General features: G+C 72.4%; 10 protein-coding genes. 6 read left to right on the top strand and 4 right to left on the bottom strand.

What is annotated here, in order from left to right:
• Nucleotides 1–185 precede the first annotated feature (185 nt).
• From BLU27_RS28355 to BLU27_RS28340, 4 genes are read left to right on the top strand one after another with little or no spacing between them, the layout of a single operon-like run.
• The gene (locus tag BLU27_RS28355; protein WP_092656843.1) at nt 186–995 is read left to right on the top strand and encodes a uracil-DNA glycosylase; all 810 of its coding nucleotides are present in this window, start codon (nt 186–188) and stop codon (nt 993–995) included.
• 59 nt (nt 996–1054) lie between these two features.
• Nucleotides 1055–2956 carry a penicillin-binding transpeptidase domain-containing protein gene (locus BLU27_RS28350; RefSeq protein ID WP_092656841.1) on the top strand — a complete coding sequence of 634 codons (1902 nt, stop codon included), beginning with the start codon at nt 1055–1057 and terminating at the stop codon, nt 2954–2956.
• Between the two features lie 27 nt (nt 2957–2983).
• Nucleotides 2984–4843: a helix-hairpin-helix domain-containing protein gene (locus BLU27_RS28345; RefSeq protein WP_092656839.1), complete on the top strand. Its 1860-nt coding sequence runs from the start codon at nt 2984–2986 to the stop codon at nt 4841–4843.
• Nucleotides 4840–6303, top strand: a complete 1464-nt coding sequence (locus BLU27_RS28340; RefSeq protein ID WP_277869263.1) for an RtcB family protein — start codon at nt 4840–4842, stop codon at nt 6301–6303. The genes BLU27_RS28345 and BLU27_RS28340 overlap by 4 nt, the downstream gene beginning before the upstream one ends.
• A gap of 41 nt (nt 6304–6344) precedes the next feature.
• Here the strand turns inward: BLU27_RS28340 and BLU27_RS28335 are convergent, their stop codons facing one another.
• Entirely contained in the window at nt 6345–6827 is a 483-nt protein-coding gene (locus BLU27_RS28335; protein ID WP_241827691.1) for an archease, read from the bottom strand.
• Between the two features lie 127 nt (nt 6828–6954).
• On the opposite strand from BLU27_RS28335, the gene BLU27_RS28330 reads away from it, so the two are divergent.
• Entirely contained in the window at nt 6955–9327 is a 2373-nt protein-coding gene (locus BLU27_RS28330; protein ID WP_241827690.1) for a penicillin acylase family protein, read from the top strand.
• 58 nt (nt 9328–9385) lie between these two features.
• Entirely contained in the window at nt 9386–9838 is a 453-nt protein-coding gene (locus tag BLU27_RS28325) for a VOC family protein (protein ID WP_092656837.1), read from the top strand.
• Nucleotides 9839–9878: 40 nt separating this feature from the next.
• On the opposite strand, the gene BLU27_RS28320 is transcribed toward BLU27_RS28325, so the two are convergent.
• Genes BLU27_RS28320 through BLU27_RS28310 form a run of 3 tightly spaced genes read right to left on the bottom strand, consistent with a single transcriptional unit; the run spans nt 9879 to nt 12445 of the window.
• Nucleotides 9879–10844, bottom strand: coding sequence for a GNAT family N-acetyltransferase (locus BLU27_RS28320; protein ID WP_092656835.1), 966 nt, complete (start codon nt 10842–10844; stop codon nt 9879–9881).
• A 36-nt stretch (nt 10845–10880) separates the two neighbouring features.
• Nucleotides 10881–11675: an SDR family NAD(P)-dependent oxidoreductase gene (locus BLU27_RS28315; protein ID WP_092656833.1), complete on the bottom strand. Its 795-nt coding sequence runs from the start codon at nt 11673–11675 to the stop codon at nt 10881–10883.
• Nucleotides 11672–12445: an MBL fold metallo-hydrolase gene (locus BLU27_RS28310; RefSeq protein WP_092658456.1), complete on the bottom strand. Its 774-nt coding sequence runs from the start codon at nt 12443–12445 to the stop codon at nt 11672–11674. The genes BLU27_RS28315 and BLU27_RS28310 overlap by 4 nt, the downstream gene beginning before the upstream one ends.
• Nucleotide 12446: the final 1 nt, after the last annotated feature.

The raw sequence follows: 12446 nt of genomic DNA, 5'->3' as shown, positions 1-12446 counted from the left end.
CCGTCCGGCAAGGCGGAGGACCCGCGTATCGGTGTTCCACGCGCGACCACGACAACGCCGCCGGGGGGATGCGGGGCCTCGCTCGACCGGCGCGGCGGGTGGATCCGGTGGTGTCGGTGCGGTCCCATAGGCTCGGTCAGCGCAGCGGGGGCGGGCCGGGTCCAGCGACAGCCGAGGAGGTAGGCATGAGCGAAGTGGCCCAGGCGGAGCTGAGTGGCGTCGCCGAAGGCAGCGGTACCACCCAGGACATCGCCACCGAGGACACGGGCATCACCGAGGGCACCGGCATCACGCCCAAGACTGCGCCGCGAGCCACCCAGGGCCGCGGCTCGCTGGCCGAGTTGGTGGCCGCCGGCTGGGAGGATGCCCTGGCCCCGGTCGCCGGCCAGATCGCGGCGATGGGCGACTTCCTGCGTGCCGAGCTCGCCGCCGGGCGACGTTACCTCCCGTCCGGCCCCGACGTCCTGCGGGCGTTCCAGCAGCCGTTCGCCGACGTGCGGGTCCTCATCGTCGGCCAGGATCCCTATCCCACGCCGGGACACGCCGTGGGACTGAGCTTCTCGGTGGCGCCCCATGTGCGGCCGATCCCGCGCAGCCTGAGCAACATCTACCGCGAGTACGCCGCCGACCTCGGCCTTCCGCAGCCGTCCAACGGCGACCTGTCGCCCTGGTCGCGGCGCGGGATCCTGCTGCTCAACCGTTCGCTCACCGTCGAGCCCGGCCGCCCCGCCGCCCACCGCGGCAAGGGATGGGAGGCCGTCACCGACCAGGCCATCCGGGCGCTGGTGGCCCGGGAGACCCCGTTGGTCGCGATCCTGTGGGGCCGGGACGCACAGAGCCTGCGGCCGTTGCTGGGCAAGGTGCCCAGGATCGAGTCGGCGCACCCCAGCCCGATGTCGGCCGACCGCGGCTTCTTCGGTTCCCGGCCGTTCAGCCGGGCCAACGCCCTGCTGGCCGAGCAGGGCGGGGAGCCGGTCGACTGGGCACTCGACTGACCTTCACCGACTGACTCCTGGCACCTGACTGGTAGCGACGCAGCGCGACGGGGGATCTCATGCGTACACGCCTGGCGGCGGCGGTGGCCGCGCTCACAGCACTGGCGGCCGCGGCGGGCTGCTCGCCGGGACCGCCGGACGAGGCGTCCCGGGCGGCCCGGGCGTTCGCCGCGGCGTGGTCGTCCGGCGAGCTCGGCTCCACGGTCGATCCGCGCACGGCGAGGGCCGCGAGCCGTGACGTGGCGGCGGACACCAAGGCGGTTCGGGCACGGAAGACGTCCGTACGCCCGGCCGGCGAGCTGACCTGCCTCGACAGCGACCAGGCCGCGAAGCTGAAGGCGGACGGGAAGGTCTGCCGCCAGCCCCTGACCGTCACCCACGACCTGGCCGGTCTGGGCACGTGGCGCTACGCCACCACCGCGCAGGTACGCGAGGACGACCAGGGCAGGTGGAAGGTGTGGTGGACGCCGGAGACGTTCCACCCGAAGCTCGCGGCGGGCACGGCGCTCCGTCGTGAACGCGAGCTGCCGACCCGGGCGTCCATCCTGGACCGGTCGGGCAAGCCGCTGACCAAGCAGACTCCGGTCGTCCGGGTGGGGGTGGAGCCGCGCCGGGTCGAGCCGGACGTCACCTACGCCAAGCTGCAGCAGGTGCTCGACATCGACCCGGACGCCCTGCGCAGGCGGGCAGAGGCCGCCGGCCCGACGTACTTCGTCGACGTGCTGACCCTGCGCGAGCCCGCCTACCAGAAGGAGCGGGCCCGGCTGGACGCCATCCCCGGCGTGGTGACCCGCGAGGACATCATGTCGCTCGGGCCGTCGTCGTCGTTCGCCCGCGGCGTGCTCGGCGTCGTCGCGCCGGCGACCGCGGACTCGCTGAAGGGTGCGGGCCCGCTCGCGATGGACAGCGACGCGGTGGGCGCGAGCGGGCTGCAGGCGGCGTACCAGACCCGGTTGGCCGGCACCCCCGGCGGCCGGATCGACGTGGTGCGCACTTCCGGCGACCAGAGGGTGGCCACGGTGTTCTCGCAGACCGCGAAGCCGGGCAGACCTCTGCGGACGACGCTCGACCAGGACGTGCAGAACGCCGCCGAGGACGCGGTCGCCGGCCAGGCCAAGCCGACCGCCCTGGTGGCCGTACGGGCTGGCACCGGTGAGGTGCTCGCCGCCGCCAACGGCCCCGGCGTGACGTCGTACAACCGTGCCTTCGTCGGCCGCTACCCGCCCGGCTCGACGTTCAAGGTGGTGTCGGTGTCCGCCCTGCTGGCGGGCGGGCTGCGTCCCGGCGACACGGTGACCTGTCCGGCCACCACGTCCGTGGGCGGCAAGCATTTCAAGAACGCCTACGGCTTCTCGCTGCCCGACGGCCCGATGACCGAAGCGTTCGCGCACTCGTGCAACACCACGGTGGTCGACCGCGCCCGCGACCTGGACGACGGGGACCTGGTGGCGATGGCCGAGCGGTTCGGCATCGGCACGAACTGGAAGCTCGGGCTGCCGGCCTACTCCGGTTCGGTGCCCGAGCCCCGCGACCTGGTCGACCGCGCCGCCGGCATGATCGGGCAGGGGCGGGTGCTGATGAGCCCGCTGGGCATGGCCCTGGTCGCCGCGACGGTGGACGCCGGACGGCCGTACAAACCGGTGCTCCTGCCCGACGTGGCGCCCGGCGGTCCCGCGGGCGACAGGCTGCCGGCCGAACTGGTCGACCAGATGCGAGGGCTGATGCGGGCGGTGGTGGCGACCGGCTCCGCCAGGCAGTTGGACCTGCCCGGCCCGGACGTCTACGCCAAGACCGGGACGGCGGAGTACGGCAGTGACGACCCGCCGCGCACCCACGCCTGGATGATCGGCTACCGCGGCGACATCGCGTTCGCGGTGCTGGTCGAGGACGGCGGCGGGGGCGGCAAGGACGCGGGACCCGTGGCGCGTACGTTCCTGCGCGGCATCAACTTCGTGGAATAGGCACCCTCCCGCCCTAGACTCGAAGGCATGGCGCGACCGAACGAGCAGGTGGGCGCGCTCCTGCAGGAATACGCGGACCTGGTGGCGATCACCGGTGGCGCCCCCTACCGGGCGCGGGTCTACGAGAAGGCCGCGCGCTCGGTCGCCGGGCACCACCTCGACGTGTCCACGCTCGACGCCGCCGGCCTGCGCGAGATCCCCAACGTCGGTGACTCGATCGCGGCGAAGGTGGTCGAGTACTTCCGAACCGGCCGAATCGAGGAGGTCGAGCGGCTGCGTGCGCGGATTCCGGCCGGCGTACGCGAGCTGACGCAGATTCCGACGCTCGGCCCGCGCAAGGCGATGATGCTGTACGACGAACGCGGCATCGCCTCCGTGCAGGACCTGCTCGACGCGCTGGACGCGGGGCGCCTGAGGGGCTTGAAGGGCTTCGGGCCCAGGACCGAGGAGAATCTCCGGCACGGCATCACCCTGCTCCGCCAGGCCGGTGGGCGGGTCACGCTGGACGTGGCCATGGAACTCGCCGAGGAGGTCGTCGCCGCGCTGTCCGCGCTGCCGCAGTGCGAGCGCTGCACCTACGCCGGGTCGCTGCGCCGGATGCGTGAGACTGTCGGCGACCTGGACATCCTCGCCGCGTCGACCAAACCAAGGTCGCTGATGAAGGCTCTGACCGGACTGTCGCTGGTGTCGGAGGTGATCGCGCACGGCGACACCAAGACGTCGGTTCGCACCACGGCGGGGATGCAGGTCGACCTGCGGGTCGTACCCCCGGAGTCGTGGGGTGCGGCGTTGCAGTACTTCACCGGGTCCAAGGCGCACAACGTGCGTACCCGCGAGATCGCGGTACGCCAGGACCTCAAGTTGTCCGAGTACGGCCTGTTCACCGTCCCGCCGGCGCAGCGCAGGCACCGGCGCAAGGCAACGTTGACAGGCGAGCCGGCAAGTGGGGAAGGGCCGCCGGCCGAGTCGACCGAGCCGACCGAGCCGGCCGAGGAGTCCGGACCTCCCGAGGCCGGCGAGTTGGTGGTGTCGAAGTCGGAGCAGGAGGTGTACGCCCGGATCGGGCTGCCCTGGATTCCGCCGACCCTGCGGGAGGACCGTGGCGAGATCGAGGCCGCCCGCGACGGCACGCTGCCCGACGTCGTGACCGAACAGGACATCCGCGGCGACCTGCACACCCACACAGACCTCACCGACGGGGTCGCGCCGATGACCGAGATGGTGGCCGCGGCAGCCGAGCGGGGCTACGACTACTACGCGGTCACCGACCACGCGCCGAATCTCTACATGCAGCGGATGACGGACGAGAAGATGCTCGCCCAGCGCGAGCAGTTGCACGCTCTGGCGAAGCGCTACCCCCACCTCACCCTGCTGCACGGCACCGAACTCAACATCGACCCCGACGGCGAGGTCGACTGGCCGGCGGACTTCCTTGCCGGGTTCGACATCTGCGTCGCGTCCGTGCACTCCCACTTCAACCAGACCAGGGCGCAACTCACCCGTCGGCTGGTCCGGGCCTGCGAGAACCCGCACGTCAACGTGATCGGGCACCCGACGGCACGGCTGATCGGCCACCGGCAGCCGATCGACGTGGACCTCGAGGCGGTGTACGAGGCGTGTGCGGACACCGGCACCGCGCTGGAGGTGAACGCCTCACCGGACCGGCTGGACCTGAACGACGAGCACCTCCTGGCCGCCCGCCGCCACGGGGTGAAGTTCGCCGTCGACACCGACGCGCACGCGGTCGCCCACCTGGACTACCTGAGGTACGGCGTGGGCACCGCCCAGCGGGGCTGGCTGACGGCCGGCGACGTGATCAACACCTGGCCGCTGCGCAGGCTTCGGACGTTTCTGCGCAAAGGACGGAAAGGACGGGAGAAGCCGTGACCCAGGCACGCGTACCCGCACTGGTCCAGGAGACGCCGTACCGCTATCAGATCGAGCCCACCGGCCGGATGCGCGTGCCCGGCGTGGTGTTCGCCTCACCGGGGCTGCTGCCCGAGGTGGGCGGGGACCAGGCGCTGCAGCAGGTGGCTGATGTGGCCACGCTGCCGGGGATCGTGGACGCGTCGTACGCCATGCCGGACGTGCACTGGGGCTACGGTTTCCCGATCGGCGGCGTGGCCGCCACCGACATCGCCGAGGGCGGCGTGGTGTCCCCGGGGGGTGTCGGGTTCGACATCTCCTGCGGCGTGCGGCTGTACGCGGCCGACGTCGACGCGGCGGACTTCGCGCCGAGGAAGGAAGCGGTGCTGGACGGACTGAGCCGGTCGACGCCCCGTGGCATGGGCAAGGGGGCGGTGTGGGAACTGTCCGGGGCCGGCCAACTCGCGAAGGTGCTGGCGTCCGGCGCGAGGTACGCCGTCGAACAGGGGCACGGCGTGCAACGCGACCTTGACAGGTGTGAGGACTTCGGCGCGGTCGACGACGCCGACCCGGCCGCGCTGAGCGAACGCGCTGTCAAGCGCGGCTTGCACCAGTTGGGCAGCCTTGGTTCGGGCAACCACTTCCTGGAGGTGCAGGTCGTCGACGCGGTCCGCGACCAGGCGGCCGCGGAGGCGTACGGGCTGCGGGCCGGCCAGGTGTGCGTGATGATCCATTGCGGTTCGCGCGGCCTCGGCCACCAGATCTGCACCGACCACGTGCGCGCGATGGAGCAGGCGATGGCAGGCTTCGGCATCACGGTGCCCGACCGCCAGCTGGCGTGCGTGCCCGTCGACTCCGATCCCGGGCGGGCCTACCTGCGGGCGATGGCGTCGGCCGCCAACTACGCCCGGGCCAACCGGCAGTTGCTCGGCCAGGCCGCGCGCGGGGTGTTCGAACGCCTCACCGGCGCCGGGCTGGACCTGGTCTACGACATCTCCCACAACCTGGCCAAGGTGGAGACCCACCGGGTTGCCGGAGGGGCGGGAGCGGCCGGCGCACCGCGGCGCCTGTGCGTGCACCGCAAGGGCGCGACCCGGGCGTTGCCGCCTGGTCATCCCGACCTGCCGGCCGACCTGCGCGACCTGCCGGACGTGGGCCAGCCGGTGCTGATCCCGGGGTCGATGGGCACGGCGTCGTACGTCCTCACCGGTGTGCCGGGCGGGCCGGCGTTCGCGTCCACCTGCCACGGCGCGGGCCGCACTCTCAGCCGGCACCAGGCGGCGAAGGCCGTCCGGGGCCAGGAGCTTCGCCAGCTGCTGGAGAGCCGGGGGATCGCCGTACGCGGTGCGTCCTGGCGGGGGCTGGCCGAGGAGATGCCCGAGGCGTACAAGGACATCGACGCGGTGGTCGAGGCGGCCGAGGGTGCGGGGCTGGCGCGGGCGGTGGCCCGGCTGGTTCCGGTCGGGGTGGTCAAGGGCTGAGGTCGCCGCCGCGTGCGCCGGGGCGGTGCGGCACCGGCGGTTCAGACGTCGAGGGTGACTGCGCAGGTCCAGCCTTCGGGACCCTGCTCGAACCGCAGGCCGTGCAGCGAGACGGCCTTCGGGACCGCGCCGACCAGCTCCACCTCGCCGATATCGGTCACCTCGAAGTGCACGTCGTACCCCTCCTCCAGCGCGGGCTCGACCCGGGTCGCGAGCGGGATCACGTCGGCGGTGTCGAGGAGGTAGACGACCTCGTCCAGCACGGCGACCAGGAGGTCCTCGTCGGTGTCGGCGGTCACCTCGAAGCTCGCGGAGTCGGTCGGCCGGGCAGCCGAGGTGTCGGCGAACGTCTCCACCATCGCGGTGACGGCCTCGGCCACACAGGCCTCCCGGGTCGCCGCCCAGGCCTCGATCCGGGCGTCCGCGGTGTGCGGGACGCTGCGGTGTCCGGGCTGCATCGTCGTCCCTCCGGCGCGACTGGTCGCCTGTGGCCGGCCGGTGCCGGTCACGTCCTCGCTGCGCACGCTACGCGACCACGTTCCTGCGCGGTGTGCACCGCGCGGGCCCAGGCGTCGGGAATTTCGCGGCCTGCTCCGGACGGAACGCGCTGCGGCCGGGAACCCGTTCGACAGGGACGGGACAATCGGACCCGTGAGCGACGTCAGCGAGACCTGCGAAGAGCGATCGGTCGAGGCCGTGTCCGGACTGTCCGCACCGGTGGAGATCGTCGTGGACACCTGGGGAGTTCCGCACATCTACGCCGAGAGCGCCGACGACGTGTTCTTCGCCCAGGGCTTCAACGCCGCCCGGGACCGGCTGTTCCAGATCGACCTGTGGCGCCGGCGGGGGCTGGGGCGGCTCGCCGAGGCCTTCGGGCCGGACCACCTCGAACGCGACCGGGCGGCCCGGCTTTTCCTGTACCGCGGCGACCTCGACGCGGAGTGGGCGTCGTACGGCACGAGCGCGCGAGCCACCGTCACCCGGTTCGTCGAAGGTGTGAACGCCTACCTGGACTGGCTGGAGCGCCATCCGGAGGAGCTGCCGCCGGAGTTCGGGATGCTGGACTACCGGCCGGCCCGGTGGAGTCCGGAGGACGTCGTACGGATCCGCAGCCACGGCACGGCGTACAACCTGCTGCAGGAGGTGGCCCGGGCCCGGGTGACCCACGTGGGTGGCTGGGAGTCCGACCTCGTACGCCAGTCGCTGCGGCCGCACCGTCAACCCCACCTTGCCGACGGCCTGGACCTGGACCTTCCCGACGACGTGCTGCGGGTGTACGAGCTCGCCACCACGCCGGTGGTGTTCACCGGCGACTCGCGCGTGCCGCTCAGCACGGAACTGCCCGCGGACAACCCGGCGAAGGCCGCGGCGGCGGGGGCGACGGCTGCGGCGGCAAGAGACCTCGACGGCGGCAGCAACAACTGGGTGGTGGCCGGCTCCCGTACGGCGACCGGCCGGCCCATCCTCGCGAGTGACCCGCACCGGCCGTTCGCCACACCCTCACTGCGGTACTTCGCGCACCTGTCCGCGCCCGGGCTGGACGTGATCGGGGCGGGTGAGCCGGCGGTGCCGGGAGTGACCCTCGGCCACAACGGCCACGTGGCGTTCGGCTACACGATCTTCCCGATCGACACCGTGGACCTGTACGTGTACGACCTGGACCCGGACGACCCGACGCGCTACCGCTACGGCAACGGCTGGGAGTCGATGCGGATCGAACGCGAGACCGCGCAAGTGCGCGACGCCCACCCGTGTCAACTCGAACTTGCGTTCACCCGCCACGGACCGGTGATCCACGTGGACTCCGAACACCTGCGTGCGTACGCCGTGCGGACCACGTGGTTCGAGCCGGGCACGGCCGCCTACCTGGGCAGTCTGGAGTACCTGCGGGCACGTGACGGCGAGGAGTTCCGGGCGGCGCTGCGTGCCTGGGGCGGACCGGGGGAGAACCACGTCTTCGCCGACACCGCTGGCCACGTCGGCTGGCAGGCGGCCGGGCTGGTGCCGCGGCGGACCGGCTGGGACGGCCTGCTGCCGGTGCCCGGCGACGGGCGTTACGAGTGGACCGGCTTCCACGCTCCGGAGGAGCTGCCCGGCCTCGCCGACCCGCCCGCCGGGTTCGTGGCCACGGCCAACGAGTACAACCTGCCGCCGGACTACCCGGCCGACCGGCAGCTGTCGTACGAATGGTCCGACCCCGCCCGGCAGCGGCGCATCGTCGAGGTGCTCGAACGGCCCGAGCCGCACCGCCTCGAGGACTCGATGCGGCTGCAGACCGACTGGTGCTCGGTGGGCACCCGGGAGGTCCTGGCGCTGGTGGCCGGGTTGCCCCCGAACGGCGACCGGCGACTGGCGGCAGCGCTGGCGATGCTGCGCGACTGGGACGGTGTGGAGGCGCCGGAGTCCGCGGCGGCGGCGTTGTACCAGGTCTGGTTCTCCCGCCACCTGCTGCCCGGCTTCGCCGAGGCGGTGCTCCCTCCCGGCGTACCACCCCTCCTGCCCACCTTCGACCAGGCCGCCGTACGGTCCGCTCTGTCCGACCCGGCCACCGTCTGGTCCGGGGAGGGAGACGGAGAGGCAGAACGGCGCCGGGACGACCTGCTCCTCGGCACGCTGCGCGCCGCGGTCGCCGACCTGGAGGAGCTGCTGGGCCCGGACCCGCGCGGTTGGAGCTGGGGTGCGCTGCACCGCAACCACCAGCCGCACCCACTGGGCTTCCTGGACCCGAAGCTGGACGTGGGGCCGTTCCCGGCCGGTGGCTCCGCGACCACGCTGAACGCCGCGCCGTACCTCCCGGGCGACTTCGTGCAGACCATCGGTGCGTCCGCCCGGGTGGTGGTCGACGTCGGCGAGTGGGACAACTCGGTGTTCGTCAACACCCCGGGCCAGTCCGGGGACCCGCGCAGCCCGCACTACCGCGACCTCGCCGAGCTCTGGCGGGCCGGTGAGCTTGCGCCGTTGCTGTACAGCCGCGCGGCGGTGGAGCGGTCCGCGAAAGCCCGGATCCGGTTGCTGCCCGGGTGACCGCCCGGGGGTCACGCGGACGCCGGCGCCTGTCGGTGGTGGGTCCTACGGTCGGCGCATGGCCGTAAGATACAAGGTGTGCATCGACTGCTCCGATCCTCACCTGCTGGCGCGTTTCTGGGCGCAGGCGCTCGACTACGTCGTCGAGGACCACTCGCCACTGATCGATTCGCTGCTGGCCGAGGGCGCGCCGATCCGTGACCACCTGGTCGAGGTCGACGGGCGGTTGGCCTGGCGGACCGCCGCAGGGATCCGCGATCCCGAGCATCCGGTCAACGCCGAGACCGGCGTGGGGCAGGGCGGCCGGATCCTCTTCCAGACCGTTCCCGAACCCAAGCAGGGCAAGAACCGCCTGCACCTCGACCTGCACGTCGGGGCGGACAGGGTGGATGCGGAGGCGGAGCGGCTGTGCGGCCTCGGCGCCACCCGGCTGGGGGAGGGTCACGAGGAGGGCGGGTCCCGCTGGATCGTGCTCGCCGACCCCGAAGGCAACGAGTTCTGCGTGGCCTGACTTCTGCGTGGCCTGACTTCGCCGCCGCCCTGACCCGAGGTCAGGTGGTGAGCTCCCGGACGCGGGACTGGTCGGTGACGTGATAGCCCAGGCTGGTGTAGAGGTTGATCGCCGGGGTGTTCGGACCGAAGACGTTCAGCGCCAGCACCGAGTCGCCCGCGGCGAGCACCGCCCGTTCGCCGAGCCGCATCACCGCTCGGCCCAGGCCGCGGCCCCGGCGTTCGGGCACGACCGAGACGCCGAAGACGAACGCCCTGCCGGCCTCGAGGTGGTGCCGGAGCCAGATCACGGCGGAGTACGTCCTCCCGGGCGGCTCGTCACCGGTCTCGAGCACCCAGATGCTGTGCTGCGCGGTGGCCGGCCCGTCCGGCAGCAGTTCGTCGAACTCCGCGTTGGCCTGGGCCAGCGCCTCCTCGGGGGACAGCGCCCGCCCGACGGCGATCTCGTCGGCGTAGCCGGCGACATCCTGCTCCCGCCACGCCGGAAACTCCGCCTCCGTCATCGCCCGGCCGACCAGGCCCTCGGGGAGGTCGGGCGGCTCGTCCAGTGTCCGCTGCATGTGCTGGGCGGTGACGGTGTACGAGCCGAACAACGCGGCCTGGGCGGGGTCGTTCGGGTCGATGGTTGTCCCCACCCGGGGCAGGTCGTTGGCCCGAGCCCAGTCCTCGACGTGCGCGCGGGCCGCGGAGGCGATTCCCCGGCGGCGGAGGTCCGGACGTACCCAGATGTCGTAGAGGAGCGCCCGCCGGCCGGCCGGGTCCGTCCGGCCTCCCGCCGCGACGTACCCCACGGTCTCCGCGTCGCCGCTCGGCCCCGTTGCCCGCAGCGTCCACACCGGATGCAGCGCGGTGTCGGCCCGCATCCGGTCCAGGCGGTCCACGTGGCCCGCGACGTCGGCGTCCACCAGGCCCTGCCGGCGCCACTGTTCCCCGCGGCGCTCCAGCCAGTCGGCGTGCCAGCGCGCCTCGTCCCGCGCCGACGCCTCCTCGACCACGATGTCGCTCACGCCCGCCTCCCCGCCCGCCCCGTCCCGTCACGCCCGCTACTGCAGGTTGACGAACATACCGCCGTCCACCAGCACGTCGGAACCGTTCATGTACGCCGACTCCGGCTGGGACAGCAGCCACAGCACCCCGGCGACGTCGGCTGGCTCACCCATCCGCCCGGCCGGGATGCGCGAGCGGAAGTAGTCGACCTTCGTCCCGTCGCTCCAGTCGTCCTTGTTGATGTCGGTGGCGATCGCGCCGGGCAGCACGGCGTTGCAGGTGATGCCGTGCGGGCCGAGCACGATCGCGAGGCTCTTCATCAGCGAGCTGATCCCGGCCTTGGTGGTGCAGTAGTGCACCTGCTGGGAGCCGCCGACCCAGGCCGAGATGGACGACACCGACAGCACCCGGCCGCCACGTCCGGCCTCGACCATCGCCCTGGTGAACGCCTGGGTCACCAGGAACGCCCCACGCAGGTTGACGTGCTGCACGCGGTCCCACAGATCCACGTCGATGTCGAAGAAGTCGGCGAACGGGCAGATGCCGGCGTTGTTGACCAGCACGTCCAGCGGGCCCCATTCGGCGTGCACGGCCTCGGCCATCCTCGCCACCGCCTTCGGGTCGGCGACGTCGGCCTCCACCAGCAGCGGCCTACCGCCCGCCTCGCGGACCAGCGCGGCCGTCTGCTCGGCGTGCTCGCGTTCGCCCGGTGGGTGGTTGACGACGACCCGGGCACCCTCGCGGCCGAACCTCGCCGCGGTCGCCCGGCCGATGCCCCGGGCGGCGCCGGTCACCAGCACCGTGCGGGTTTCCGTACCGCCGCTCGTACCGCCGCTCGTACCGCCGCTCATGCGACCCTCCCGCCGGCGAAGCGTTCGAGGTTACGGGGGTCGTACAGCGGCACGATCACGTCGGCGGTGCGGCGTACCCGCTCGTAGGCGGCGATCGCCTCGTACATGTTCTCGTTGATCCCGATCGGGATGTTCTTCTCCACATTGTCCAGCACGAAGAAGCTGTCCGAGATCGCCACCACACCACGCGGGGTGTCCGCCTCCACCACGACCGATGCACGGTGGTGTACGCCGCTCCACCACGTGCGCAGGCCGGGCGCGAGCTCGTCCTCGTCGGCGAGCAGCCGCACCCGCGGCCAGGCCTCGGTCACCAGGTGGACGAGCACGTCGTCGGGCAGGGATGTCGCCCGGTTGTCGTGTGGGTGCGCGTGCGTGGTGTGGAAGTGTACCCAGCCGCGTTCGGCGACACAGATCCGTGCGTTGGTGAACAACGCGACGTTGCTCACCGTGTAGAGCTGCAGCGGCGTGAGGACGACGTGGGTGACGTCCTCGGGAGCGAGACCGAACCTCGCCAGCTGGTCGACGACGAACTCACCGGGCTCGCGCCGCATCCGGGCACGCGCGCCGAGCACCTTCTCCCAGTGGGCGTTCATGGGTTCGAGGTCGCGTGCCGGGCCGGTGTTGACCAGCGCCGTGACACCGTCACCGCGCAGCAGGACAGACTGGAACAACAGCGTGTGCCACTCGTCCCAGCCGCTCATCCAGAACAGCTCCGGCCCGGGCACGTCACCCCGGCCGAGGGGCAGCACGTCGACGCGGAACTCACTCATG

This window comes from Actinopolymorpha singaporensis (assembly GCF_900104745.1).
GTDB lineage: Bacteria > Actinomycetota > Actinomycetes > Propionibacteriales > Actinopolymorphaceae > Actinopolymorpha > Actinopolymorpha singaporensis.
This window is presented reverse-complemented; position numbering and strand designations above follow the sequence as displayed.

Bases quoted from the DNA above. Each gene is read 5' to 3' on its own strand.
- BLU27_RS28345 (WP_092656839.1), top strand. From the start codon at position 2,984: ATGGCGCGACCGAACGAGCAGGTGGGCGCGCTCCTGCAGGAATACGCG.
- BLU27_RS28350 (WP_092656841.1), top strand. From the start codon at position 1,055: ATGCGTACACGCCTGGCGGCGGCGGTGGCCGCGCTCACAGCACTGGCG.
- BLU27_RS28355 (WP_092656843.1), top strand. From the start codon at position 186: ATGAGCGAAGTGGCCCAGGCGGAGCTGAGTGGCGTCGCCGAAGGCAGC.
- BLU27_RS28325 (WP_092656837.1), top strand. From the start codon at position 9,386: ATGGCCGTAAGATACAAGGTGTGCATCGACTGCTCCGATCCTCACCTG.
- BLU27_RS28315 (WP_092656833.1), bottom strand. From the start codon at position 11,675: ATGAGCGGCGGTACGAGCGGCGGTACGAGCGGCGGTACGGAAACCCGC.
- BLU27_RS28310 (WP_092658456.1), bottom strand. From the start codon at position 12,445: ATGAGTGAGTTCCGCGTCGACGTGCTGCCCCTCGGCCGGGGTGACGTG.